Annotated in this window: 19 protein-coding genes; 11 read left to right on the forward strand and 8 right to left on the reverse strand. The window is 57.1% G+C overall.

Annotated elements, in window-relative coordinates:
- Positions 1-257: 257 nt before the first annotated feature.
- The gene (pckA, locus tag L379_RS01985) at positions 258-1,874 is read left to right on the forward strand and encodes a phosphoenolpyruvate carboxykinase (ATP) (RefSeq protein ID WP_015571439.1); all 1,617 of its coding nucleotides are present in this window, start codon (positions 258-260) and stop codon (positions 1,872-1,874) included.
- A 91-nt stretch (positions 1,875-1,965) separates the two neighbouring features.
- Here the strand turns inward: pckA and envZ are convergent, their stop codons facing one another.
- A complete protein-coding gene (gene envZ, locus L379_RS01980; RefSeq protein ID WP_003861615.1) occupies positions 1,966-3,312 on the reverse strand; it encodes a two-component system sensor histidine kinase EnvZ in 1,347 nt (448 codons plus the stop codon).
- Positions 3,309-4,028, reverse strand: a complete 720-nt coding sequence (gene ompR, locus L379_RS01975) for an osmolarity response regulator transcription factor OmpR (protein WP_001157751.1) — start codon at positions 4,026-4,028, stop codon at positions 3,309-3,311. The genes envZ and ompR overlap by 4 nt, the downstream gene beginning before the upstream one ends.
- Before the next feature lie 228 nt (positions 4,029-4,256).
- Between ompR and greB the strand changes: the two genes are divergently transcribed.
- From greB to feoC, 5 genes are all read left to right on the forward strand, one after another.
- Entirely contained in the window at positions 4,257-4,730 is a 474-nt protein-coding gene (gene greB, locus L379_RS01970) for a transcription elongation factor GreB (RefSeq protein WP_017384149.1), read from the forward strand.
- Between the two features lie 87 nt (positions 4,731-4,817).
- Positions 4,818-7,148, forward strand: coding sequence for a Tex family protein (locus tag L379_RS01965; protein ID WP_015571440.1), 2,331 nt, complete (start codon positions 4,818-4,820; stop codon positions 7,146-7,148).
- A 319-nt stretch (positions 7,149-7,467) separates the two neighbouring features.
- Complete coding sequence (gene feoA, locus L379_RS01960; protein ID WP_003861611.1) at positions 7,468-7,695, forward strand: ferrous iron transporter A; 228 nt, start codon at positions 7,468-7,470, stop codon at positions 7,693-7,695.
- A gap of 30 nt (positions 7,696-7,725) precedes the next feature.
- Positions 7,726-10,044 carry a Fe(2+) transporter permease subunit FeoB gene (gene feoB, locus L379_RS01955; RefSeq protein ID WP_032655354.1) on the forward strand — a complete coding sequence of 773 codons (2,319 nt, stop codon included), beginning with the start codon at positions 7,726-7,728 and terminating at the stop codon, positions 10,042-10,044.
- An 11-nt stretch (positions 10,045-10,055) separates the two neighbouring features.
- Entirely contained in the window at positions 10,056-10,292 is a 237-nt protein-coding gene (gene feoC, locus L379_RS01950; RefSeq protein WP_017384148.1) for a [Fe-S]-dependent transcriptional repressor FeoC, read from the forward strand.
- On the opposite strand, the gene bioH is transcribed toward feoC, so the two are convergent.
- Positions 10,267-11,049, reverse strand: coding sequence for a pimeloyl-ACP methyl ester esterase BioH (gene bioH, locus L379_RS01945; protein WP_032655357.1), 783 nt, complete (start codon positions 11,047-11,049; stop codon positions 10,267-10,269). The two genes, feoC and bioH, sit on opposite strands and share 26 nt — an antisense overlap.
- A 36-nt stretch (positions 11,050-11,085) precedes the next feature.
- Here bioH and gntX point away from each other — a divergent pair, with 36 nt between their 5' ends.
- The 3 genes from gntX (at position 11,086) to gntT (ending at position 14,026) form a co-directional block, all read left to right on the forward strand.
- The gene (gene gntX / locus L379_RS01940) at positions 11,086-11,766 is read left to right on the forward strand and encodes a DNA utilization protein GntX (protein ID WP_023304553.1); all 681 of its coding nucleotides are present in this window, start codon (positions 11,086-11,088) and stop codon (positions 11,764-11,766) included.
- Positions 11,767-11,827: 61 nt separating this feature from the next.
- Positions 11,828-12,403: a Fe-S biogenesis protein NfuA gene (gene nfuA, locus L379_RS01935; RefSeq protein WP_003861601.1), complete on the forward strand. Its 576-nt coding sequence runs from the start codon at positions 11,828-11,830 to the stop codon at positions 12,401-12,403.
- A 306-nt stretch (positions 12,404-12,709) separates the two neighbouring features.
- The gene (gene gntT, locus L379_RS01930) at positions 12,710-14,026 is read left to right on the forward strand and encodes a gluconate transporter (protein ID WP_017384145.1); all 1,317 of its coding nucleotides are present in this window, start codon (positions 12,710-12,712) and stop codon (positions 14,024-14,026) included.
- 111 nt (positions 14,027-14,137) lie between these two features.
- Here gntT and malQ read toward each other — a convergent pair whose 3' ends face one another.
- Together malQ and malP are read right to left on the reverse strand one after the other, a co-directional pair.
- Positions 14,138-16,216, reverse strand: a complete 2,079-nt coding sequence (gene malQ / locus L379_RS01925) for a 4-alpha-glucanotransferase (RefSeq protein ID WP_032655359.1) — start codon at positions 16,214-16,216, stop codon at positions 14,138-14,140.
- 9 nt (positions 16,217-16,225) lie between these two features.
- Positions 16,226-18,619, reverse strand: coding sequence for a maltodextrin phosphorylase (gene malP, locus L379_RS01920; RefSeq protein ID WP_032655362.1), 2,394 nt, complete (start codon positions 18,617-18,619; stop codon positions 16,226-16,228).
- A 572-nt stretch (positions 18,620-19,191) separates the two neighbouring features.
- On the opposite strand from malP, the gene malT reads away from it, so the two are divergent.
- Positions 19,192-21,897, forward strand: coding sequence for an HTH-type transcriptional regulator MalT (malT, locus tag L379_RS01915; RefSeq protein ID WP_017384142.1), 2,706 nt, complete (start codon positions 19,192-19,194; stop codon positions 21,895-21,897).
- Between the two features lie 62 nt (positions 21,898-21,959).
- On the opposite strand, the gene L379_RS01910 is transcribed toward malT, so the two are convergent.
- Genes L379_RS01910 through glpE form a run of 3 tightly spaced genes read right to left on the reverse strand, consistent with a single transcriptional unit; the run spans position 21,960 to position 23,945 of the window.
- Positions 21,960-22,718, reverse strand: a complete 759-nt coding sequence (locus L379_RS01910) for a DeoR/GlpR family transcriptional regulator (protein ID WP_032655365.1) — start codon at positions 22,716-22,718, stop codon at positions 21,960-21,962.
- Positions 22,719-22,734: 16 nt separating this feature from the next.
- Positions 22,735-23,565, reverse strand: coding sequence for a rhomboid family intramembrane serine protease GlpG (gene glpG / locus L379_RS01905; protein ID WP_015571451.1), 831 nt, complete (start codon positions 23,563-23,565; stop codon positions 22,735-22,737).
- Between the two features lie 47 nt (positions 23,566-23,612).
- A complete protein-coding gene (glpE, locus tag L379_RS01900) occupies positions 23,613-23,945 on the reverse strand; it encodes a thiosulfate sulfurtransferase GlpE (protein WP_008503062.1) in 333 nt (110 codons plus the stop codon).
- A 285-nt stretch (positions 23,946-24,230) separates the two neighbouring features.
- Between glpE and glpD the strand changes: the two genes are divergently transcribed.
- Positions 24,231-25,739: a glycerol-3-phosphate dehydrogenase gene (gene glpD / locus L379_RS01895; RefSeq protein ID WP_015571453.1), complete on the forward strand. Its 1,509-nt coding sequence runs from the start codon at positions 24,231-24,233 to the stop codon at positions 25,737-25,739.
- Positions 25,740-25,761: the final 22 nt, after the last annotated feature.

Consider the following 25,761-nt stretch of genomic DNA (forward strand, 5'->3'; position numbering starts at 1 on the left):
ACGTAATTTTCTTACATGTATGCGATTACATTCACATTCTTCTGGATAAATTCACCAGAGATTAACCTTTTAAGAACATTTTCCCCATCCAAAAAGCGATTCCTGCGATAATCTGCCCGCCCTGTGACTGGAGTCGCAGCGTTTTCCGTTAGTAAGGGTTTTGACCAGATACGTAAATCTATGAGCCCCGTCGCGGTTAACATCCCCAGAAAAACCCTACAATTTCAGGTAGTACATATTGGCTAAGGAGCAGTGATATGCGTGTTAATGGTTTAACCCCGCAAGATCTCAAGGCTTATGGTATTCACGACGTCCAGGAAGTGGTCTACAACCCCGATTACGATACGCTGTATCAGGAAGAGCTCAATCCGGCACTGGAAGGATACGAGCGCGGTGTGTTGACGAACCTGGGTGCTATCGCCGTCGATACGGGTATTTTTACCGGTCGTTCGCCTAAAGATAAGTATATCGTCCGAGACGACACCACCCGCGATACGCTGTGGTGGGCTGATAAGGGCAAAGGGAAGAACGATAACAAACCGCTCTCCCCGGAAACCTGGCAGCATCTGAAAGGACTTGTCACCCATCAGCTTTCCGGCAAGCGTCTGTTTATTATTGATGCGTTCTGCGGCGCTAACGCCGACACCCGTCTCTCCGTACGGTTCATTACTGAAGTGGCCTGGCAGGCGCATTTCGTGAAGAACATGTTCATTCGTCCGACCGATGAAGAACTGCAAGACTTCACCCCTGACTTTATCGTGATGAACGGCGCGAAATGCACCAACCCGCAGTGGAAAGAGCAGGGTCTGAACTCCGAAAACTTCATCGCCTTCAACCTGACCGAGCGTATCCAGCTGATCGGCGGTACCTGGTACGGCGGCGAAATGAAGAAAGGGATGTTCTCGGTCATGAACTACCTGCTGCCGCTGCGCGGTATCGCCTCCATGCACTGCTCGGCGAACGTCGGGGAAAAAGGCGATGTAGCAGTGTTCTTCGGCCTTTCCGGCACCGGTAAAACAACGCTGTCCACCGATCCAAAACGTCGTCTGATTGGCGACGATGAACACGGCTGGGATGATGACGGCGTGTTTAACTTTGAAGGCGGCTGCTACGCGAAGACCATTCGCCTGTCGGAAGAGGCAGAGCCGGATATCTACCACGCGATTCGCCGCGATGCGCTGCTGGAAAACGTCACCGTGCGTGCTGATGGTTCTATCGACTTCGACGATGCCTCGAAAACGGAAAACACCCGCGTCTCTTACCCGATCTACCACATCGAGAACATCGTCAAGCCGGTATCGAAGGCGGGTCATGCCACGAAGGTGATTTTCCTGACCGCGGATGCGTTCGGCGTGCTGCCACCGGTTTCCCGCCTGACCGCCAGCCAGACGCAGTACCATTTCCTCTCCGGCTTTACCGCTAAACTGGCGGGTACCGAGCGCGGTGTGACCGAGCCAACCCCAACCTTCTCCGCCTGCTTCGGCGCGGCGTTCCTGTCGCTGCACCCAACGCAGTACGCGGAAGTGCTGGTGAAACGCATGCAGGCATCCGGCGCCCAGGCGTACCTGGTGAACACCGGCTGGAACGGTACGGGCAAACGTATCTCCATCAAAGATACACGCGCCATCATCGACGCGATTCTGGATGGTTCGCTGGATAACGCTGAGACCTTTACGCTGCCGATGTTCGATCTGGCGATCCCAACAGCGCTGCCGGGCGTGGATACACGTATCCTGGATCCGCGTAACACCTACGGTTCACCGGAACAGTGGCGTGAGAAGGCTGAATCGCTGGCGAAACTGTTTATCGAAAACTTCGAGAAGTACACCGACACCCCGGCCGGTGCTGCGCTGGTGAGTGCGGGACCAAGGTAAAAGCAAAAAGGCAACGAAAGTTGCCTTTTTTAATGTTTTATCCCTCTCCCCGTGGGAGAGGGCCGGGGTGAGGGCATCAGGCCCCCCTTTTTTAACTCTCTTTCACCTGCCCCCGTAAAACCGGCACCGGTAACCACGCACGAATGCTCAAACCGCCCCGCTCGCTGGTGCCAATTTCCAGCAGTCCGTTATGGTTATCAACAATACGCTGCACAATCGCCAGGCCTAAGCCGGTTCCGCTGGTGCTGCGCGCGCTGTCGCCGCGCACAAATGGCTGGAACAGGTGCTTACGCTGCTCAGGCTTGATGCCCGGACCATCGTCTTCCACCTGAAACCAGGCGCGGTTGAGTTCCGTACCACTGCTGACTTTGATCCAGCCGTTGCCGTAGCGCGCCGCGTTGACCACCATATTCGCCACCGCGCGTTTAATGGAGAGCGGGTGCATACGTACCTGAATCTCACCTGCCTGAAGGTCGGTCGCAATTTCACGTTCGTAGCCGCTTTCGGCGGCAACCACTTCGCCCAGAACCGCATTCAGATCCGCCATCTCCATCGGCATCTCCTGCCCGGTGCGCAGGTAGTCGATAAACTGCTCGATGATGGCGTTACACTCTTCGATATCCTTGTTGATGGACTCTGCAAGATAACCATCCTGCTCGCCCATCATCTCTGTTGCCAGCCGGATACGCGTCAGCGGGGTGCGAAGGTCATGGCTGACCCCCGCCATCAGCAGCGTACGGTCGTCCGCCAGCTGTTTAACGCCTGCCGCCATGTGGTTAAACGCACGCGTTACCGAGCGCACTTCCGATGCGCCATACTCACGCAGCGGCGGTGGGATAATACCTTTACCGACCTGCAATGCCGCATGCTCCAGGTCGACCAGCGGTCGGTTCTGGATACGAATAAACAGCCATGCGCCACCGATGGCCAGCAGCATGATCGCCAGGGTGTATCGGAACAGCGGCGAGAAGTCGCCCTGATGAATCTCGGTGAGCGGAACGCGCACCCAGATGTTGGGTGACAGCCAGGTTTTCAGCCAGACAACCGGCGAGCTTTTATTGACCTCAACGCGCACTTCCGTCGGGCCGCCAAGCTGCTGCGCCATCTGCTGGCTAAGGAATTCATAGTGCTGCGCCCAGCGCAGGCCGGCATCTTCCGCCGCTTCGTTCGAGTAGAGAGAAATGCCCAGCTCACGGTAGATTTCCCGACGGAACGCCGGGGGAACAACCAACTGCGTGCCGTCCTCCAGTTGCAGTTTGTCGGTCATCAGCATACGCACTTCGTATGCCAGCACCTTATTAAACTGCTGAAGGCTCGGCAGGATTGCAAAGTTCAGCACCACCAGGTAGGTCGTCACCAGACTGACAAACAGCAGGGTGACGATCAATAACAGCGTGCGGGCAAACGAACTTCGCGGCGAGAAGCGCATTCGCCTCATGCTTTAGAGCCGTCCGGAACAAACACGTAGCCCAGACCCCACACGGTCTGAATATAACGAGGATGCGCCGGATCTTCTTCCACCATGCGGCGCAGACGAGAGATCTGCACGTCGATAGAACGCTCCATCGCGGAGTATTCACGACCACGCGCCAGGTTCATCAGCTTGTCACGGGAGAGCGGCTCACGCGGGTGACTGACCAGCGCTTTCAGCACCGCGAACTCGCCGCTGGTGAGCGGCATTGGCTCATCTTCACGGAACATTTCACGGGTGCCGAGGTTCAGCTTGAACTTACCGAATGCAATGACGGCCTCTTCCTGAGATGGCGCGCCCGGCAGCTCGTTCGCCTGACGACGCAGCACGGCGCGAATACGCGCCAGCAGTTCACGCGGGTTGAACGGCTTTGGAATGTAGTCATCAGCGCCGATCTCAAGGCCGACAATGCGGTCAACTTCTTCACCCTTCGCCGTCACCATGATGATCGGCATCGGGTTGCTCTGGCTGCGCAGACGGCGGCAAATAGAGAGCCCGTCTTCGCCAGGCAGCATCAGGTCCAACACCATCAGGTGGAAAGATTCACGCGTCAGCAGACGATCCATCTGTTCCGCGTTCGCGACGCTACGAACCTGGAAGCCCTGCTCGGTCAGATAACGTTCCAGCAGCGCACGCAGGCGCATGTCGTCATCTACGACCAGAATTTTGTAGTTCTCTTGCATTGTGTGTACTCCCAAAGGTTCGGATAAGCCTGGAACAGCGTATTCTAAAAAAGTGCACGGGTTCGACCAGCAAATTCTGGTATAAATTCTAGACGAAATTGTTACAAAGCATATTTAACAGCAGCTTATCTGTTCATTTCATCACATAAATCATTATTAATCTTGTCTGTTACACTGTGCGCTACGTATTGTGCGCAAAGACAGTTAACCGGCATTAAAGGCTGCACCATGAAAACGCCTCTGATCACCCGTGAAGGGTACGAGAAACTCAAAAAAGAGATGGATTACCTGTGGCGCGAAGAGCGTCCGGAAGTGACCAAAAAAGTCACCTGGGCAGCAAGCCTGGGCGACCGCAGCGAGAATGCGGACTACCAGTACAATAAAAAGCGGCTGCGCGAAATCGATCGCCGGGTACGCTACCTGACGAAGTGCCTCGAGAATCTCAAAATTGTCGATTACTCCCCGCAGCAGGAAGGTAAAGTCTTCTTCGGCGCGTGGGTCGAAATTGAAAACGACAGCGGCGACACCCTGCGTTTTCGTATCGTCGGCTACGATGAAATTTTCGGTCGTAAGGATTACATTTCTATCGACTCACCCATGGCCCGCGCCCTGCTGAAAAAAGAGGTAGGCGATTTAGCCGTTGTCCAGACGCCTGCGGGTGAAGCAAGCTGGTACGTCAACGAAATCGAGTATGTTAAATAGTCCGAGAGCGCCCTCCCCGGCTGGCATTTTTTGGTGTCAGCCCGTATAACTATCCCCCTGATTTTCGATCCACAAGATGAACTGACCATGATGAAAGAGTCGCTCTGCCGCATTATTGCGGGTGAACTTCAGGCCAGAGCCGAACAGGTAGAAGCTGCCGTTCGCCTGCTTGATGAAGGGAACACCGTGCCGTTTATTGCACGTTATCGTAAGGAAGTCACCGGCGGTCTGGATGACACGCAGCTGCGAAACCTGGAGACCCGTCTGGGCTATCTTCGCGAGCTGGAAGACCGACGTCAGGCGATCCTCAAATCTATCGGCGAGCAGGGCAAGCTGACCAGTGACCTGGAAAAAGCCATTAACGGTACCCTGAGTAAAACCGAGCTCGAAGACCTCTATCTGCCGTACAAACCGAAGCGCCGCACGCGCGGGCAAATTGCGATCGAAGCCGGCCTTGAGCCACTGGCCGATCTGCTGTGGAACGAACCGTCCCACGATCCGGAAACCGAAGCCGCCAAATTTATCGACGCCGATAAAGGCGTAGCAGACACCAAAGCCGCGCTGGACGGCGCTCGCTACATTCTGATGGAGCGCTTCGCCGAAGACGCGGCGCTGCTGGCCAAAGTGCGTGATTACCTGTGGAAGAACGCGCATATCGTCTCCACCGTGGTGTCCGGCAAAGAGGAAGAAGGCGCGAAATTCCGCGACTACTTCGATCACCACGAACCCATTTCTACCGCGCCGTCTCACCGCGCGCTGGCGATGTTCCGCGGCCGTAACGAAGGCGTGCTGCAACTCTCCCTGAATGCCGATCCACAGTTTGACGAGCCGCCAAAAGAGAGCCACTGCGAGCAGATCATTATCGACCATCTGGGCCTGCGCCTGAACAACGCCCCGGCGGACAGCTGGCGCAAAGGCGTGGTGAGCTGGACCTGGCGCATCAAGGTGCTGATGCACCTCGAAACCGAGCTGATGGGCACCGTGCGCGAGCGCGCCGAAGACGAAGCGATCAACGTCTTCGCCCGTAACCTGCACGACCTGCTGATGGCGGCGCCAGCTGGCCTGCGCGCCACCATGGGTCTCGATCCGGGTCTGCGTACCGGCGTGAAGGTGGCCGTGGTTGACGGCACCGGCAAGCTGGTTGCCACCGACACCATTTACCCGCACACTGGTCAGGCAGCGAAAGCGGCTGTCGTCGTCGCCGCGCTGTGCGAGAAGTACAACGTTGAGCTGGTTGCCATCGGTAACGGTACGGCGTCCCGCGAAACTGAACGTTTCTATCTCGACGTGCAGAAGCAGTTCCCGAAAGTGACGGCGCAGAAAGTGATCGTCAGTGAAGCGGGGGCATCTGTCTATTCCGCCTCGGAACTGGCAGCGCAGGAGTTCCCGGATCTGGACGTTTCCCTGCGCGGTGCGGTCTCTATCGCCCGTCGTTTGCAGGATCCGCTGGCGGAGCTGGTGAAGATTGACCCGAAATCCATCGGCGTGGGCCAGTATCAGCACGACGTGAGCCAGACGCAGCTGGCGCGTAAGCTGGATGCGGTGGTGGAAGACTGTGTTAACGCCGTCGGCGTGGACCTGAACACCGCTTCCGTGCCCCTGCTGACCCGCGTGGCGGGCCTGACCCGTATGATGGCGCAGAATATCGTCGCCTGGCGTGATGAAAACGGTCAGTTCCAGAACCGCCAGCAGCTGCTGAAGGTGAGCCGTCTGGGGCCAAAAGCATTTGAGCAGTGCGCGGGCTTCCTGCGCATCAACCACGGCGATAACCCGCTGGATGCCTCTACCGTTCACCCGGAAGCGTACCCTGTTGTTGAGCGCATCCTGGCCGCCACCCGGCAAGCGCTGAAAGACCTGATGGGCGACAGCAGCGCGCTGCGTAACCTGAAAGCGGTGGATTTCACCGACGAACAGTTCGGCGTGCCGACGGTCACTGACATCATCAAAGAGCTGGAAAAACCGGGCCGCGATCCGCGCCCTGAGTTTAAAACCGCGACCTTTGCTGAGGGCGTAGAAACCATGAACGACCTGCTGCCGGGCATGGTGCTGGAGGGGGCGGTAACCAACGTCACCAACTTTGGCGCATTTGTGGATATCGGCGTGCATCAGGATGGTCTGGTGCATATCTCTTCCCTCGCCGACAAGTTCGTTGAAGATCCGCACACCGTGGTCAAAGCGGGCGACATCGTGAAGGTGAAAGTGCTCGAAGTGGATCTCCAGCGCAAGCGTATTGCCCTGACCATGCGTCTGGACGAGCAGCCGGGCGACACTAACGCGCGCCGTGGCGGTAATGGCGGTGGCCGTGAACAGCAGCGTCCGGCAGCGAAAGCCGCGAAGCCACGCGGACGTGACGCACAGCCGGCGGGCAACAGCGCGATGATGGATGCGCTGGCAGCGGCGATGGGTAAGAAACGCTAATGCTGTAAATGCCCGGTGGCGCGACGCTTACCGGGCCTACGGTTTTGTAGGCCGGGCAAACGCAGTGCCGCCCGGCAAGCAGGCCGCAGGGAATTAAAATAAATATGTTGTATCCATATTTAAACCACGAATTATCACCTCATTAACAAATAGCCCTCTTTTTATTTTCACCTCAATTTCGAAAATATTGAGCAAGGTCAAGCAGACCGCAAATTAATACGATTAACAACATCCCGTCACATTTTTATTATTGCTGATAAAAACTATTCTCATTATCATCGCAGTGTAGATTATTTAACCTATCGTGGAATCAGGCGCTATGCAATTCACTCCAGACAGTGCGTGGAAAATTATCGGTTTTACCCGTGAGATAAGCCCGGCCTATCGGCAGAAGCTCCTGTCACTGGGCATGCTACCCGGCTCATCATTCCAGGTTGTGCGCGTTGCGCCGTTGGGCGATCCAGTTCATATCGAAACCCGACGCGTTAATCTGGTTCTGCGTAAAAAAGACCTCGCATTAATTGAAGTTGAATCTTTATCCCGTTAACAAGCCAGCGGTTTCAGTGAGTCTATTACAATGAAAAAATTAACTATTGGCTTAATTGGCAATCCTAATTCCGGCAAGACAACCTTATTTAATCAGTTAACCGGCGCACGCCAGCGTGTGGGAAATTGGGCAGGCGTGACGGTGGAACGCAAAGAAGGCCAGTTCACCACGACAGATAATCAGGTCACGCTGGTTGATTTACCGGGGACCTATTCCCTCACCACGATTTCATCCCAGACCTCTCTCGATGAGCAAATTGCCTGCCACTATATTCTGAGCGGCGACGCGGATCTGCTTATCAACGTGGTGGATGCCTCTAACCTCGAACGAAATCTGTATCTCACGTTACAGCTGCTGGAGCTGGGTATTCCCTGCATCGTGGCGCTTAACATGCTCGACATCGCGGAGAAGCAAAAGCTGCGCATCGACGTCGATGCCCTCTCCGCCCGTCTGGGCTGCCCGGTGGTTCCGCTGGTTTCCACCCGCGCGCGCGGCATTGACGCCCTGAAGCTGGCGATTGACCGCCACACGGGCAATGCCGACGTCGAACTGGTGCACTACGCCCAGCCGCTGCTGCGCGAAGCCGGGCAGCTGGCGCAGGAGATGGATAACAGCATGCCCGCCAGACAACGTCTGTGGCTTGGCCTGCAAATGCTGGAAGGCGATATCTACAGCCGCGCCTACGCAGGCGATGCGGCGGATAAGCTGGATGTCGCACAGGCTCGCCTTAGCGACGAGCTGGATGACCCGGCCCTGCACATTGCGGATGCGCGCTATCAGGCCATCGCCGCTATCTGTGACGTGGTCAGCAATGCATTAACCGCTGAACCCAGCCGCTTCACCGCCGCCGTGGATAAAATTGTGCTCAACCGCTTCCTCGGTTTACCGATCTTTTTACTGGTGATGTATGTGATGTTCCTGCTCGCCATTAACATCGGCGGTGCATTACAACCTATCTTTGATGGCGGCTCTGTCGCTATCTTCGTGCACGGTATTCAGTGGCTGGGCTACACCCTCCACTTCCCGGAATGGTTGACCATCTTCCTTGCGCAGGGGATCGGCGGCGGGATCAATACCGTCCTGCCGCTGGTGCCGCAGATCGGCATGATGTACCTGTTCCTCTCCTTCCTTGAGGATTCCGGTTACATGGCGCGCGCCGCCTTCGTGATGGACCGCCTGATGCAGGCGCTGGGGCTGCCGGGCAAATCCTTCGTGCCGCTGATTGTCGGCTTTGGCTGTAACGTGCCGTCAGTCATGGGCGCGCGTACGCTGGATGCCCCGCGCGAACGCCTGATGACCATCATGATGGCGCCGTTCATGTCCTGCGGCGCGCGGCTGGCGATCTTCGCGGTCTTTGCCGCGGCGTTCTTTGGTCAGGAAGGGGCGCTGGCCGTCTTCTCCCTGTATGTGCTGGGTATCGTGATGGCTATTCTCACCGGCCTGATGCTGAAGCACACCATCATGCGTGGCGAAGCGTCGCCGTTCGTGATGGAACTGCCGGTTTATCACGTTCCGCATCTGAAAAGCCTGATTATTCAGACATGGCAGCGCCTGAAGGGCTTCGTTCTGCGCGCCGGTAAGGTGATTGTGGTGGTCAGCATTTTCCTGAGCGCCCTGAACAGCTTCACTCTGAGCGGCCAGGCCGCGGACAACATTAATGACTCTGCCCTGGCCTCCGTCAGCCGGATCATTACGCCGGTCTTCAAACCGATTGGCGTTCAGGAAGACAACTGGCAGGCAACCGTGGGCCTGTTCACCGGCGCGATGGCAAAAGAGGTGGTTGTCGGCACCCTGAACACGCTTTACACCGCGGAAAACATCCAGGAAGAGGAGTTTAATCCGGCAGCGTTCAACCTCGGCGATGAACTGCTTGGCGCGGTGGAAGAAACCTGGCAGAGCCTGAAAGACACCTTCAGCCTGAGCGTACTGGCGAACCCGATTGAAGCCAGCAAAGGCGACGGCGAAATGGCGACCGGAGCAATGGGCGTGATGGGCCAGAAATTTGGCAGCGCGTCGGCGGCCTACAGCTACCTGATCTTCGTCCTGCTCTATATTCCGTGCATCTCGGTCATGGGCGCCATTGCCCGTGAGTCCAGCCGCGGCTGGATGGGCTTCTCCATTCTGTGGGGGCTGAACATTGCCTACTCGCTGGCGACCGTGTTTTATCAGGCCGTCAATTACAGCCAGCATCCGCGCTACAGCCTGGTCTGTATCCTCGCGGTGATCCTGTTTAACGTGATGGTGATTGGCCTGCTGCGCCGGGCGCGTAGCCGCGTTGACGTTAACCTGCTGGCAACGCGCAAAATCCCGACGACCTGCTGTAGCAGCCCTGCGGGCGACTGTCACTGAGGGGAAAAAAGATGGCATCGTTGATTCAGGTTCGTGACTTACTGGCGTTACAGGGACGAATGGAGGCGAAGCAGCTCAGCCTCAGCCTGCATACGCCGCAGCCGATGATCGATGCCATGCTGGAAAGGCTGGAGGCCATGGGGAAAGCCGTGCGCATTCAGGAAGAGCCGGACGGTTGTCTGTCCGGCAGTTGTAAGAGTTGTCCTGAAGGTAAAGCCTGTCTCAGGGAGTGGTGGACGCTTCGCTGATAAAACCGGACAGCGCCGAACAAAACTCAGCAGGATGAGAGATGAACGGCGCATGTGCCGCTTTGGCAACCACCATTGATTTACTCTCCGGCCACAGCGCATCCAGCAGCGGAACCACCTTGCGCGGAACCAGTCCATCCAGATAGCCATAAATACGCAGATGCGGCACCGTTAACGACGCCAGCGGCTCGCGCAGATCGGCCGTTTTCAGGATTTCCAGCCCTCCGTTCAGCACCTCAACCTCCGGCATCGGCAGAGAAAGCACCGTCTGCTTCAGCGTCCGCGCATCCTGACGGGCGGTTTCTGTTCCCATCGTCTGTAATGCCAGGAAACGCTCCACCGTCCGCTGGAAGTCTTCGCTCAGCTGATGCTGGAACCCGGCCAGCACCTCAGGTTTGATGCCCGGCCACGCCTCGCGGGCGCTGAAACAGGGTGATGAGGCAACGGTGATCAGCGCCTGGACCCGTTCAGGATGGTGCAGCGCAATCTGGCTTGCCACCAGCCCGCCCAGGCTCCAGCCGAGCCAGACGGCTTTTTGCGGCGCCGCTTCCAGAACCTGCTCCGCCATGTCGTCGAGCGTCATCGCGCCGTAGCCGTGGCTGCGGCCATAGCCCGGTAGATCCACCAGGTGTACCGTGAATTGCGAGGCCAGTTCCTCACTTATGCAACGCCACACTTCGGCGTTCAGTCCCCATCCGTGCAGCAGCACAAGATGACAATTTCCCGTCCCAACGGTCTGCCACCACAGCGTCTTCATCAGTTAACGTTCTCTTTTTTCACATGGAGGTTGCGTATGCTAACAGTGCCCGGCTTGTGCTGGCTATGCCGAATGCCACTTGCGATGAGCGCGTGGGGCGTCTGTTCCGTTTGCACGCGAGCGCTGGGTTACCTGAAGGGCTGTCCGCAATGCGGCTTGCCTGCCGTAAGCCAGACGCTCCCCTGCGGCCGTTGCCTGAAAAAAGCGCCGCCGTGGAGCGCGCTGGTGGCGGTGGACGATTACGTTTTGCCGCTGAGTCGTCTGGTTCATCAGTTTAAGTTTTCCAGCCAGACTGCACTGGCGCAGCCCCTGGCACGCCTGTTGTTACTGGCGGTATTACAGGCGCGAAGAACGCGAGGACTGCCGCCGGTCGACACGCTTGTGAACGTGCCACTGTTTCAGCGTCGGCACTGGCGGCGGGGATACAATCAGAGCGACCTGCTGTGTCGTCCGCTTGCCCGCTGGCTGGGTTGCCGGTACCCCGCCTCTGCGCTGAAACGTACTCATGCCACTGCCGTTCAGCACCGGCTCAACGCCCGGTCACGCAAAAGGAACCTGAAAAACGCCTTTCGCCTTGAATTGCCGGTCAACGGCCTCCATATCGCGATTGTGGATGATGTCGTCACCACGGGCAGTACCGTGGCTGAACTTTCCCGACTGCTTTTGCAAAGCGGCGCCGCGTCAGTTCAGGTATGGTGTCTGTGCCGTACCTTGTAGCCCTTCTTCAATGGGCGTATGATTATACCCAGGTAATTTAGTCAACTATTAGGCCAAAGCTATGATCCGTATTTCCGATTCTGCACAAGCGCACTTTGCCAAACTGCTGGCAAATCAGGAAGAAGGGACGCAGATCCGCGTGTTTGTGATCAATCCAGGCACTCCGAATGCAGAATGTGGTGTCTCTTATTGTCCTCCGGATGCTGTGGAAGCAACTGACACTGCCCTTAAATTTGAACAGCTCACCGCGTACGTTGATGAGCTGAGCGCGCCGTATCTTGAAGATGCGGAGATTGATTTCGTCACTGACCAGCTGGGTTCTCAGCTGACGCTGAAGGCGCCAAACGCGAAGATGCGTAAAGTCTCTGACGATGCCCCGCTGATGGAGCGTGTGGAATATCTGCTGCAATCGCAGATCAACCCGCAGCTGGCCGGCCACGGGGGACGTGTTTCCCTGATGGAAATCACCGAAGATGGTCTGGCGATCCTGCAATTCGGCGGCGGCTGTAACGGCTGCTCCATGGTTGATGTAACCCTGAAAGAAGGGATCGAGAAGCAGCTGCTGAACGAATTCCCGGAACTGAAAGGCGTGCGCGATCTGACCGAGCACCAGCGCGGCGAGCACTCTTACTACTGATTCAGTACCCGTCTGTATTGCCCGGTGGCGCTGCGCTTACCGGGCCTACTTTTTCTTGCCCCCCCCCTCTGTATGTTGACCTGCGTCTCATAATTCAAATTTTGCCTCCCTGGGTGATTCTCAATCACATCATGTTACCCGTATCATTCTCGTGGGCACTCAACACCCTTATAACAGCCGACTAAACTTAATGGTTTCGCAGGCATCAGTATGAGTGCCGTTAACACTCTGTTCCCAGTTGGGACAACCGGAATTTGTCGTTGAAACAATGACGTTACCCATAACAATTCAAAGGCCAGGTCAATCATGCCATTAGTCATCGTCGCTATCGGTGTTGTGTTATTACTGCTCTTGATGATCCGCTTCAAAATGAACGGATTTATCGCTCTGGTTCTGGTGGCACTTGCAGTCGGTCTGATGCAGGGAATGCCGCTGGTTAAAGTTATCAGCTCCATTAAAGCCGGTGTCGGCGGTACGCTCGGCAGCCTGGCGCTGATCATGGGCTTCGGCGCCATGCTCGGTAAAATGCTCGCGGACTGCGGTGGCGCACAGCGTATTGCCACCACGCTGATCGACAAATTTGGTAAGAAGAACATTCAATGGGCGGTGGTTTTAACCGGTTTTACCGTCGGTTTCGCGCTGTTCTATGAAGTGGGCTTCGTGCTGATGCTGCCGCTGGTGTTCACCATCGCCGCTGCCGCCAACATCCCGCTGCTGTTCGTGGGTGTGCCGATGGCTGCGGCGCTGTCCGTCACCCACGGTTTCCTGCCGCCGCACCCGGGCCCAACGGCTATCGCCACCATCTTCCATGCCGATATGGGTAAAACCCTGCTGTTCGGTACGATTCTGGCGATCCCGACGGTGATTCTGGCAGGCCCGGTGTATGCGCGCTTCCTGAAAGGCATTGATAAGCCTATCCCGGAAGGGCTGTACAGCGCCAAAACCTTTACTGAAGAAGAGATGCCAGGCTTTGGCGTCAGCGTCTGGACCTCACTGGTACCGGTGATCCTGATGGCGATGCGTGCCATAGCAGAGATGGTTCTGCCGAAAGGTCACGCGTTCCTGTCCGTTGCGGAGTTCCTGGGCGACCCGGTGATGGCGACGCTGATTGCGGTCCTGATCGCCATGTTCACCTTCGGTCTTAACCGTGGCCGTTCCATGGATCAGATCAACGACACGCTGACTTCTTCCATCAAAATCATTGCCATGATGCTGCTGATCATCGGCGGTGGCGGCGCGTTCAAACAGGTGCTGGTCGACAGCGGCGTGGATAAATACATCGCGGCCATGATGCATGAAACCAACGTCTCCCCGCTGCTGATGGCATGGTCTATTGCCGCGGTGTTGCGTATCGCGCTGGGCTCTGCGACCGTTGCGGCGATTACCGCGGGCGGTATCGTTGCGCCGCTGATTGCGACCACGGGCGTAAGCCCTGAGCTGATGGTTATCGCGGTTGGTTCCGGGAGCGTGATTTTCTCCCACGTGAACGATCCGGGCTTCTGGCTGTTCAAGGAGTACTTCAACCTGACCATCGGTGAAACCATCAAGTCCTGGTCCGCGCTGGAAACCATTATTTCGGTGTGCGGCCTGGTCGGGGTTCTGCTGTTGAATATGGTGGTTTGATGTATTAAGTCGGGTGGCGGCTATGCCTTACCCGACCTACTTAATGCACGTAGGCCCGGTAAGCGTTAGCGCCACCGGGCAATAAAAAACCCGCCACTGGCGGGTTTTTTATCACTTCTTCGCGGCTGCTTTTCGCCGTTTATCCAAATCCTTAATCAACCTGTTCACCCCGTCATCGGCGAACATCGCTTCAAGCGTTGTGGACAGCTTGCGACGCCAGTTTTTGTACTGATAGCTGGTGCCGGGGATGTTTACCGGCTCCGCCATATCAATCCAGTCTTCCGGTTGCAGACCGAGCAACGCGCTGTTGCTGTCGGCAATATAGCGCTGTAAGCCACGATTAAGCGTTGGCGTCATCGACATCAGCGACGCCTTATGCCCGGCGCGCTTCGGCAGACAGCCATGCTTATGCAGCGCATCCAGCAGCCCCTGCTTCGCCAGCTCGCGATCCTGATACAGCCCACGCAGAACCTCTTCATCCGGGTAGAGACCCAGCGTTTTGCCGAGCGTCAGGTCACCGCTTTCCCAGTAGCCTCTGAGCGTAGGAAGATCATGCGTCGTCGCGACTGCCATTGACTGTTCAGGGTACGCTTTCGGCGCGCGGAAGGTTTTCTCATGGTCGTTTTCAAAATAGAGCACTTTGTAGGAGTAAACCCCGCTGTCGCGGAGCTTGCTGACAATTTCCACCGGCACGGTACCGAGATCTTCGCCAATCACCATGCACTGATGACGTTTACTCTCCAGCGCGAGGATTGAGAGCAGATCGTCCACCGGATACTGCACGTACGCCCCGTGGTCAGCCGTTTCACCGTACGGGATCCACCACAGGCGCAGCACGGACATCACGTGGTCGATACGCAACGCGCCGCAGTTCTGCATGTTAGCGCGCAGCAGGTCGATAAACGGCTCGTAGGCACGCGCCGCCATCACGTGCGGATCCATCGGCGGTAAGCCCCAGTTCTGACCAAGCGGGCCCAGAATATCCGGCGGCGCCCCCACAGAAGCTTTCAGGCAGTAAAGCTCGCGGTCACACCAGGTTTCCGCCCCGCCTTCCGCCACGCCGACAGCCAGATCGCGATACAACCCGATCGGCATGTTATAGCCCTGGCTCACCTGCCAGCAGGCGGCAAACTGGCTGTACGCCAACCACTGCAACCAGAGATAGAAATCCACCTCGTCGGCATGCGTCTCACAGAACGCCTTCACTTCCGGGGTATCCACGGACTGATAGGCTTCCGGCCACACCGGCCAGCCCCAGCGCATCTCGTCCTCCTGAACCTGATACGCATGCAGCGCATCAAACGCCGCCTGCCAGTAAAGGCTCTCGCCCTCCTGCATTACAAACTGGCGAAAGGCTGCCATCTGCTCGTCGTCACGCTTCGCAAAGCCCTTCCATGCCAGACGCAAAGCCGCCATTTTCAGCGCGGTCACGGAGGCATAATCCACCCAGTCCGCCTCGCGGGCCTGCTTCAGCATCTGCTGCGTGGTCTCAAGCTTCCACCACGCCTGCGCCTCTTTGCTGTTTTTGAAATCGTCTAACGCGTTAACGTCGATGTAAATCACGTTCAGCCAGCGGCGGGAAGAGGGGCTGTACGGGCTGGCGCTTTCCGGGTTGGCCGGATAGAGCGCGTGGATCGGGTTAAGGCCGATGAACGCGCCGCCGCGCTCCCCAACAGATGCCAGCATCTTTTTCAGATCGCCGAAATCGCCGATTCCCCAGTTGCTGTCCGAGCGCAGGGTGTAGAGCTGCACGCAGGCACCCCACAGCTTTTTGCCTTCAAGCAGCGCCTTCGGCTCATAGCAGCGCTTTGGCGCCACGATCACCCGACAGTGAAAACGCTGGTCGTCCCGGGTCAGCGTAAGCGTGTGGTAGCCCTCCGGCAGCTTCGCCGGAAGGTTGAGGGTTTTGCCGCCGGTGGCATGGCCTTTGTGCTGATGCCCCTCTTCGGTGGTGAGCAGCCAGCTGAACTCGCCGCGCCCTTCCACCGCCAGCGGCATCTTTTTGCCCGCGGTAAAGACCTTCACGTTCGGCACCGGCGCACCCGACGCTTTCGCGTCGGTTTTGTGCATGGCATCCAGCAAACGTCTTTTGGTGTCCGCACCAATAGACTGCGGTTTGCCGTGCGCATTGATGTAACTGAGGCTAATTCCCGCCGCCTGCGCGGCACTGTCCAGACGTTTACTCTCCATCGCGCTTCCTTAGCGTTTTGCCTGCCAGATACGAGTCTGATAATCACGGATTGAGCGGTCAGAGCTGAACATACCGCAGCGCGCGGTGTTCAGGATACACGCGCGGGTCCAGGCATCCTGGTCGCGATACAGCACGTCGACCTGCTTCTGCGCTTCAACGTAAGCCGAGAAGTCAGCCATCACCAGGTACGGGTCGCCGCCCTGTTTGTCCATGCTGTGCAGCATCTGGTCAAACGCGTGCTTGTCGCCGTCGCTGTACTTCCCGCTTTCCAGCTCTTTGAGCACCGCATCCAGCACTTTATCTTTTTTACGCCATTTCACCGGGTCGTACCCTTTGGCTTTGATGGCTTTCACTTCTTCAACAGTATGGCCGAAGATAAAGATGTTCTCTTCGCCGACCTTCTCGGCGATTTCGACGTTCGCACCGTCCAGCGTGCCGACGGTCAGCGCGCCGTTCAGGGCCAGCTTCATGTTGCCGGTACCGGACGCTTCTTTACCGGCGGTAGAGATCTGCTCGGAAATATCCGCCGCCGGGATCAGCATTTCAGCCGCAGAAACGCAGTAGTCCGGCAGGAACACCACCTTCAGCTTGTCGCCCACTTTCGGATCGCTGTTGATCGCCGCCGCCACTTTATTAATGGCAAGGATAATGTTTTTCGCCAGGTAGTAGCCCGGCGCCGCTTTCGCACCGAACAGGAACACGCGCGGGACGCGGTCGGCCTGCGGGTTCTCGCGGATCTCTTTGTACAGCGCCAGAATGTGCAGCAGGTTCAGGTGCTGACGTTTGTACTCGTGCAGTCGTTTGATCTGGATATCGAAAATCGCATTCGGGTTGATCTCAATTCCGGTGCGCATTTTCACAAACTCGGCCAGACGAACCTTGTTCTCCAGCTTAATGGCGCGGTACTGCTCGCGGAACTTCGCGTTGTCGGCCTGTTTTTCCAGGTTGATGAGCTGGTCCAGGTCGTTGGCCCACTCTTTCTTCAGGGTCTTGTCCAGCAGGCCGGCCAGCAGCGGGTTGCACTGCTTAATCCAGCGACGCGGCGTGATGCCGTTGGTCACGTTATGGAATTTGGTCGGCCACAGCTGGTGGTATTCCGGGAAGAGATCTTTCACCACCAGATCCGAGTGCAGCGCGGCCACGCCGTTCACCGCAAAGCCGCTGACCACGCACATGTTCGCCATGCGCACCTGCTTGTCGTGCACCACTGCCAGCTTCGCCCAGACGGCCTTATCGCCCGGCCAGGTTTTCTCCACCAGCGTTTTGAACTGGTCGTTAATCTTGTTGATGATCTGCATATGGCGCGGCAGCAGCGTTTTCACCAGCTTCTCATCCCAGCACTCCAGCGCTTCCGGCATCAGGGTGTGGTTGGTGTAGGCGAAGGTGCGGCTGGTGATGGCCCAGGCGTCGTCCCAGCTCAGCTGATGCTCGTCGATCAGCACGCGCAGCAGTTCCGGGATGGCAATGGTCGGATGCGTGTCGTTAAGCTGAATAACTTCGAAGTCCGGCAGCTGAGCCAGCTTGCGGCCCGCCAGGTGGTGGCGACGCAGAATATCCGCCACGGAGCAGGCGCACTGGAAGTACTGCTGCATCAGACGCAGCTTTTTACCCGCCAGATGATTATCGTTCGGGTAGAGGACTTTGGTCAGCTTCTCGGCGTCGATCCCCTGCTGCTCGGCGCGCAGGAAATCACCGTCGTTGAATTTGGTCAGGTTAAACGGATGCGCGTGCTTCGCCTGCCACAGGCGCAGCGGCTGCGCCACGCCGTTACGGTAGCCGAGTACCGGCAGATCCCAGGCTTCACCGGTAATGGTGAACGCCGGTTCCCAGAGTCCCTGCTTCGTGACTTTCCCGCCAATCCCGACCTGCACATCCAGCTGCGCGTTGTGGCGGAACCACGGATAGGTATTGCGGTGCCAGTCGTCTGGCGCTTCCATCTGATGGCCGTCGGCAAATGACTGACGAAACAGGCCGTACTGATAGTTCAGGCCATAGCCAATCGCCGACTGGCCCACGGTTGCCATGGAATCCAGGAAGCAGGCTGCCAGACGTCCCAGACCGCCGTTACCCAGCGCCGGATCAATCTCTTCTTCCAGCAGATCGGTCAGGTTGATGTCGTGTTCTTTCAGCACGTCACCGACCTCCTGATACCAGCCAAGGTTCAGCAGATTGTTACCCGTCAGACGGCCAATCAGGAACTCCATTGAAATGTAGTTGACGTGACGCTGGCCTTTCACGGGCTTCGTCACAGGCTGAGCGTCCAGCTGCTCTGCGAGCGCCCCGCTCACCGCCTGCCACCACTGGTGAGGCGTCATTTCGTTTGCAGCATGAAGGCCAAAACGCTGCCACTGACGCGTCAGGGCAGCCTGAAATTGAGCTTTGTTGAAAGTAGGCTGTGACATAGGGAATCGGCATCCTGTAGAGAGTAAAAACATTTAACGCTAGTGTGCCTGGCTCATTGCGCCTCTTCCTCCTCCTGTCGGGGATTAGACAGGGAGGAGTAGCGGGGATGAGCATAAAAGTGTGATCGAGGCCACTGTGTGAGTGTGCGCTTCGCTGAAAAAGCGATCCCGGAAGAGCGTCAAAGAAATGAAATGCAGTTTCGGAGGAAATTAATCATCGCTGAAATGATTACTTACGTAGAATAATATTTCCGCGCGTCGCGATTATTCAGCACCCCTATTAAGCCGATGCAACTTTCCCCGAAGTTAATTAACTTCAGCGTCATTATCTCTTTCTGAAACCAGTTTCAGCGCAACCGCGACTTATGCACACAAGCCAGAAGCAGCGCGGCATCCAGCCATTTACGGAAAGTTCCATCAGTGATGAGAATGTTTTGTGACAGAGTGCAAATTCAGAGCCTCCAAACCCAGACATAACTTGCAATAGTTCCTCGATTGGCCGAACTTATAGATATTAATTACGAAGCGCAAAAAAAATAAATTCTCTCGTTCCCCACAGTGAAGTGAAAACTATGTTGATTCCGTCCAAATTAAGTCGCCCGGTTCGTCTTGACCATACTGTGGTCCGCGAGCGCCTGCTGGCTAAACTTTCCGGTGCGCATAATTTCCGACTGGCGCTGGTTACGAGTCCTGCGGGTTATGGAAAAACAACGCTCATTTCGCAATGGGCGGCAGGTAAAAGCGATCTTGGCTGGTACTCCCTGGATGAAGGGGATAACCAGCAGGAGCGTTTTGCCAGCTATTTAATTGCCGCGATTCAGCAGGCAACCAACGGACACTGCGTCACCAGCGAGGTGATGGTGCAAAAGCGCCAGTACGCCAGCCTGTCCTCTCTTTTCTCCCAGCTGTTTATCGAGCTGGCCGAATGGCATCGCCCGCTGTATGTGGTGATTGATGATTATCATCTGATCACCAACCCGGTTATTCACGAGTCCATGCGTTTCTTCCTGCGCCATCAGCCGGAAAACCTGACGCTGGTTGTCCTGTCGCGTAACCTTCCGCAGTTGGGCATTGCCAACCTGCGCGTGCGCGATCAGCTGCTGGAAATCGGCAGTCAGCAGCTGGCCTTTACCCATCAGGAAGCGAAGCAGTTCTTTGACTGCCGCCTGACGTCTCCGATTGAGGCGTCGGAAAGCAGCCGCCTGTGCGATGACGTTGCCGGCTGGGCCACGGCGCTTCAGCTGATTGCCCTCTCCGCGCGGCAAAACAACAGCCCGACGCATCAGTCCGCGCGCCGCCTGGCGGGCATCAACGCCAGCCACCTGTCGGATTATCTGGTGGATGAGGTACTCGACAGCGTTGACCTCTCCACCCGCCATTTCCTGCTGAAAAGCTCCCTGCTGCGTTCCATGAACGATGCGCTGATTGTACGCGTCACCGGCATTGAAAACGGGCAGCTTCAGCTCGAAGAGATTGAACGTCAGGGTCTGTTCCTGACGCGCATGGACGATCCCGGCGAATGGTTTAGCTACCATCCGCTGTTTGGCAGCTTCCTGCGCCAGCGTTGCCAGTGGGAACTGGCCGCAGAGCTGCCTGACATTCACCGCGCCGCCGCCGAAAGCTGGATGGCGCAAGGTTTCCCGAGCGAGGCTATCCACCATGCGCTGGCCGCCGGGGATGCCGGTATGCTGCGCGATATTCTGCTCAACCACGCGTGGGGACTGTTCAACCACAGTGAACTGACGCTGCTGGAAGAGTCGTTAAAAGCGCTGCCGTGGGAAAGCCTGCTGGAAAATCCGCGTCTGGTGCTGCTCCAGGCCTGGCTGATGCAGAGCCAGCATCGCTACAGCGAAGTGAACACCCTGCTGGCGCGCGCCGAGCAGGAGATGGAAAGCGAGATGGATACCACCCTGCATGGCGAATTTAACGCCCTGCGTGCGCAGGTGGCGATTAACGACGGTGACCCTGAGGAAGCCGAACGGCTGGCGATGGTCGCGCTGGATGAGCTGCCGCTGGCGAATTTTTACAGCCGTATTGTGGCCACCTCGGTACACGGCGAAGTGCTGCACTGTAAGGGCGATCTCACGCGTTCGCTTTCACTCATGCAGCAAACCGAACAGATGGCGCGCCGCCACGATGTCTGGCATTACGCCCTGTGGAGCCTGATCCAGCAAAGCGAGATTTTATTTGCTCAGGGGTTCCTGCAAGCCGCCTGGGAAAACCAGGAGAAAGCGTTCCAGCTGATCCGTGAACAGCATCTGGAACAGCTGCCGATGCACGAGTTCCTGTTGCGTATTCGCGCTCAGCTGCTGTGGGCATGGTCGCGTCTGGATGAAGCAGAAAGCAGCGCCCGCCAGGGTCTGAATGTTCTTTCAAGCTTCCAGCCGCAGCAGCAGCTCCAGTGTCTGGCTCTGCTGGTGCAGTGCTCGCTGGCGCGCGGCGACCTGGATAATGCCCGCAACCATCTTAACCGCCTGGAAAACCTGCTCGGCAACGGGCAGTACCATAGCGACTGGGTATCCAACGCCGATAAGGTCCGGGTGATTTACTGGCAGATGACCGGCGATAAAAAGTCCGCCGCCAACTGGCTGCGTCATACGCCTAAACCGGAATTTGCCAATAACCACTTCCTGCAAAGCCAGTGGCGCAACATCGCTCGCGTGCAGATCCTGCTGGGTGACTTTGAGCCTGCCGAGATTGTGCTGGAAGAGTTAAACGAAAACGCCCGCAGCCTGCGCCTGATGAGCGATTTAAACCGCAACCTGCTGCTGTTAAACCAGCTTTACTGGCAGGCGGGCCGTAAAAACGATGCCCAGCGCGTACTGCTGGAAGCGTTACAGCTGGCGAACCGCACCGGGTTTATCAGCCACTTTGTGATTGAGGGTGAAGTGATGGCCCAGCAGCTGCGCCAGCTGATTCAGCTCAACACACTGCCAGAACTCGATCAGCATCGCGCCCAGCGCATTCTGCGCGAGATTAACCAGCATCATCGCCACAAGTTTGCGCACTTCGATGAGAACTTTGTTGAACGTCTGCTGAACCATCCAGAAGTGCCGGAGCTTATCCGCACCAGCCCGCTCACCCAGCGTGAATGGCAGGTGCTGGGGCTGATCTACTCAGGCTACAGCAACGAGCAGATTGCCGGTGAGCTGGCGGTGGCGGCGACCACCATCAAAACGCACATTCGCAATCTGTATCAGAAGCTGGGCGTGGCGCACCGTCAGGATGCGGTGCAGCATGCGCAGCAGCTGTTGAAGATGATGGGATATGGAGTGTAGATCCTCTGCGGTCTGATGCCCTCACCCCGGCCCTCTCCCACAGGGAGAGGGAGAACGGCTTTTCAACACAACTCTAACTGCACATTATTATCTTTAATCACCTGCATGACGCCCGCCGGCGGCATCACGTCGGTGTAGACCGCATTCACCATGCTGATGCTGCCCATGTTCACCATCGCATTACGACCAAACTTGGAGTGATCCACCACCAGCATTACATGGCGTGAGTTCTCAATGATCGCGCGCTTGGTGCGCACTTCGTGGTAATCAAACTCCAGCAGCGAGCCGTCGGTGTCGATGCCGCTGATCCCCAGAATGCCAAAGTCGAGGCGGAACTGAGAGATAAAATCGAGCGTCGCTTCGCCGATAATGCCCCCGTCGCGGCTGCGCAGTTCGCCGCCCGCGAGGATGATGCGGAAATCGTCTTTCTGCATCAACGTGTTGGCCACGTTCAGGTTGTTGGTCACCACGCGCAGGTTCTCGTGGTTCAGCAGCGCATGGGCGACCGCTTCCGGGGTGGTGCCGATATCAATAAACAGCGTCGCGCCGTTCGGGATCTGGCTCGCCACTTTACGGGCGATACGCTCTTTCTCTGCCGTTTGCGTCGCCTTACGGTCATGCCATGAGGTGTTCACCGAGCTGGACGGCAGTGCGGCGCCGCCGTGGTGACGCAAAATACGGTTCTGATCGGCCAGGTCGTTGAGGTCACGACGGATGGTTTGCGGGCTGACGGCAAACTGCTCCACCAGCTCTTCAGTACTGACGTATCCCTGTTTTTTTACCAGTTCGATAATGGCGTCATGACGTTGTGTTTGTTTCATGAAATATCCCTGGGAATTATGTTCGTTTTCGCGCATGGAGCGTATCGGCCAGCGCCATCGCCAGCCCAACCGCCAGGCCGGTAACGTGCGCACCATTGGCGATAGACATACCAAACAGATCAAACCATCCGGCAATAAGCCATATTAACGCAAAGGTTATTAATCCACGTTGTAAATAGATGCCGCTATCCGGGTCGCGCTCGCCTCTGAGCCAGGCGTAACCCATCAGGGCGTACACCACGCCGGATAACCCGCCAAACCATGGACCGCTGAATTTGTGCTGCACGTAGCCGCTTAACAGGGCGCTGATAAGGGTGATCACAATCAGCTTGCCGCTGCCGAGCCGCTTCTCCACCGCCCCGCCGAGATACCACCACCACAGCAGGTTAAAGAGGATATGCATCACCGAGAAGTGCATCAGCGCATGCGTGAAGTAGCGCCAGACGTCAAATTGCAGGGAGGGATCGTACGGCCATGCGAGGGCAATCATCACGCTCTGGTCGCCCACCACGCTCATAATAATGAAGACGATGATGCAGGCTGCCATCAAAAGCAGCGTAAACGGTCCTGCGCGCTCGCGCAGGGTGGCGAGAAACGGAAAACGTTGATAGTGCAGGCCACTGCCGGTCTGGCCGGATTGCCAGCTTGCCGCCAGATAACGCGGGTCGCCCGGGTTTTCCAGAAAACGCGCAAGCTCGTCGTTCACGCGGCCGGCCTGGCTTTCGTCTGCCAGCCAGACATCCGTCTGTGTATGCTGCTGAATAGTCAGGATAATGCCCTGCGTCGCCATATAGTCGACAAACGCCTGGGCGACGCGCGGGTTGCTAAAAGAGGTGATCATCAACATGGGCAGCGGTCGCTTATTTCCACACAAAAGGGGACAGTATAGCGGGATCAGCGCTCAAACGCGTATTCAACTTCTGCCGGGAAATGACGATGCCAGGCATCGAAGCCGCCATCGACGCTGTACACCGCGTCGTAACCCTGCTGGAGCAGATACTGCGCCGCGCCTTTACTGCTGTTGCCGTGATAGCACATCACCATCACCGGGGTATCGAAGTCGTTATCGCGCATAAACGCGCCCAGCGTGTCGTTGGTGAGATGGAACGCGCCCGGCGTGTGGCCCATCGCAAAGCTCTGCGGATCGCGGATATCCACCAGCACCGCTTTTCCCTGGTGCATCTTCTGATGGGCTTCTTCTACGTTAATACATTCAAACTGATCCATGGTGTTCTCATCTTATATTCAGGTGTGGTGCGGTTTTCCCCTCACCCTACCCTCTCCCGGAGGGAGAGGGAAACGGATCACCCTCTCCCCGTGGGAGAGGGCTGGGGTGAGGGCATCAGACCGCACTATTTTACCCCGTAGTGTACGTCCTGGCGGCGGGTAAACGCCATTATGTTATCCATATCACTCTAAATTGTTTTTTTGATGTTACCAAAAGCGCGTTCCTTTGCTATTATGAGCGATATCGAACATTTTTGAGCTTTAACGAAAGTGCATGAGGGTGTTATGGAAACCAAAGATCTGATTGTGATAGGCGGTGGCATCAACGGTGCCGGTATTGCGGTTGATGCCGCAGGACGCGGTTTATCCGTGCTGATGCTGGAAGCTAACGATCTCGCCTGCGCGACGTCGTCCGCCAGCTCCAAGCTGATCCACGGTGGCCTGCGCTACCTGGAACACTACGAATTTCGCCTGGTCAGCGAAGCGCTGGCTGAACGCGAAGTACTGCTGAAAATGGCTCCGCATCTGGCGATCCCGATGCGTTTCCGTCTGCCTCATCGCCCGCATCTGCGTCCGGCGTGGATGATCCGCATTGGTCTGTTTATGTACGATCATCTGGGTAAACGCACCAGCCTGCCGGGTTCGACAGGTTTGCGTTTTGGCTCAGAGTCGGTTCTTAAACCTGAAATCGTGCGCGGTTTCGAATATTCCGACTGCTGGGTGGACGATGCGCGTCTGGTGCTGGCTAACGCGCAGATGGTCGAGAAGAAAGGCGGCGAGGTGAAAACCCGTACCCGCGCGACCGCCGCACGCCGCGAAAACGGCCTGTGGATTGTGGAAGCGGAAGACGTGGATACCGGTGAGAAGTTTAGCTGGAAAGCGCGCGGCCTGGTGAACGCCACCGGCCCGTGGGTAAAACAGTTCTTCGATGACGGTATGCACCTGCCTTCTCCGTACGGCATCCGCCTGATCAAGGGCAGCCACATTGTGGTGCCGCGCGTGCATACCCAGAAACAGGCTTATATCCTGCAAAATGAAGACAAGCGCATTGTGTTTGTGATCCCGTGGATGGACGAGTTCTCCATCATCGGCACCACCGACGTAGAGTACAAAGGCGATCCGAAAAACGTAGAGATCGACGAGAGTGAAGTCAGCTACCTGCTGAAAGTGTACAACGCGCACTTTAAGAAACAGCTGGCGCGCGATGACGTGGTCTGGACCTACTCCGGCGTGCGTCCGCTGTGTGATGACGAGTCTGACTCACCGCAGGCCATCACCCGTGACTATACGCTTGATATTCATGACGTGGACGGTCAGGCGCCCCTGCTGTCGGTATTTGGCGGTAAGCTCACCACCTACCGTAAACTGGCGGAGCACGCGCTGGAGAAACTGGCGCCGTATTACAAAGGCATCGGCCCGGCGTGGACGAAAGGCGCCGTGCTGCCTGGCGGCGATATCGGCGATAACCGCGACGATTACGCCGCGAAGCTGCGTCGCCGCTTCCCGTTCATTACCGAAGGAATGGCGCGCCACTATGCCCGCACCTACGGCAGCAACACCGAACTGTTCCTCGGCGAGGCGAAAGAGATTGCCGATCTGGGCGAACATTTTGGCCATGAGCTGTACGAAGCGGAACTGCGCTACCTGGTGGAACACGAGTGGGTGCGCCGTCTGGACGATGCTATCTGGCGTCGTACTAAAGAAGGGATGTGGCTGAATGCCGAGCAGCAGTCTCGCGTGGCGCAATGGTTGCAACAACATGCGGGAAAGCGTGAATTGTCGTTGGCGTCGTAATTGAAAAAAAGCCGGGTGGCGG

This window comes from Enterobacter sp. MGH 33 (genome assembly GCF_000534535.1).
GTDB lineage: Bacteria > Pseudomonadota > Gammaproteobacteria > Enterobacterales > Enterobacteriaceae > Enterobacter > Enterobacter hormaechei_C.

What these genes read in the sequence shown, in the direction of transcription:
- glpE (WP_008503062.1), bottom strand. Translation starts at nt 23,945, where the DNA reads ATGGATCAGTTTGAATGTATTAACGTAGAAGAAGCCCATCAGAAGATG.
- gntT (WP_017384145.1), top strand. Translation starts at nt 12,710, where the DNA reads ATGCCATTAGTCATCGTCGCTATCGGTGTTGTGTTATTACTGCTCTTG.
- greB (WP_017384149.1), top strand. Translation starts at nt 4,257, where the DNA reads ATGAAAACGCCTCTGATCACCCGTGAAGGGTACGAGAAACTCAAAAAA.
- bioH (WP_032655357.1), bottom strand. Translation starts at nt 11,049, where the DNA reads ATGAAGACGCTGTGGTGGCAGACCGTTGGGACGGGAAATTGTCATCTT.
- glpG (WP_015571451.1), bottom strand. Translation starts at nt 23,565, where the DNA reads ATGTTGATGATCACCTCTTTTAGCAACCCGCGCGTCGCCCAGGCGTTT.
- gntX (WP_023304553.1), top strand. Translation starts at nt 11,086, where the DNA reads ATGCTAACAGTGCCCGGCTTGTGCTGGCTATGCCGAATGCCACTTGCG.
- pckA (WP_015571439.1), top strand. Translation starts at nt 258, where the DNA reads ATGCGTGTTAATGGTTTAACCCCGCAAGATCTCAAGGCTTATGGTATT.
- glpD (WP_015571453.1), top strand. Translation starts at nt 24,231, where the DNA reads ATGGAAACCAAAGATCTGATTGTGATAGGCGGTGGCATCAACGGTGCC.
- malP (WP_032655362.1), bottom strand. Translation starts at nt 18,619, where the DNA reads ATGTCACAGCCTACTTTCAACAAAGCTCAATTTCAGGCTGCCCTGACG.
- ompR (WP_001157751.1), bottom strand. Translation starts at nt 4,028, where the DNA reads ATGCAAGAGAACTACAAAATTCTGGTCGTAGATGACGACATGCGCCTG.
- feoA (WP_003861611.1), top strand. Translation starts at nt 7,468, where the DNA reads ATGCAATTCACTCCAGACAGTGCGTGGAAAATTATCGGTTTTACCCGT.
- L379_RS01965 (WP_015571440.1), top strand. Translation starts at nt 4,818, where the DNA reads ATGATGAAAGAGTCGCTCTGCCGCATTATTGCGGGTGAACTTCAGGCC.
- malT (WP_017384142.1), top strand. Translation starts at nt 19,192, where the DNA reads ATGTTGATTCCGTCCAAATTAAGTCGCCCGGTTCGTCTTGACCATACT.
- feoC (WP_017384148.1), top strand. Translation starts at nt 10,056, where the DNA reads ATGGCATCGTTGATTCAGGTTCGTGACTTACTGGCGTTACAGGGACGA.
- nfuA (WP_003861601.1), top strand. Translation starts at nt 11,828, where the DNA reads ATGATCCGTATTTCCGATTCTGCACAAGCGCACTTTGCCAAACTGCTG.
- envZ (WP_003861615.1), bottom strand. Translation starts at nt 3,312, where the DNA reads ATGAGGCGAATGCGCTTCTCGCCGCGAAGTTCGTTTGCCCGCACGCTG.
- feoB (WP_032655354.1), top strand. Translation starts at nt 7,726, where the DNA reads ATGAAAAAATTAACTATTGGCTTAATTGGCAATCCTAATTCCGGCAAG.
- L379_RS01910 (WP_032655365.1), bottom strand. Translation starts at nt 22,718, where the DNA reads ATGAAACAAACACAACGTCATGACGCCATTATCGAACTGGTAAAAAAA.
- malQ (WP_032655359.1), bottom strand. Translation starts at nt 16,216, where the DNA reads ATGGAGAGTAAACGTCTGGACAGTGCCGCGCAGGCGGCGGGAATTAGC.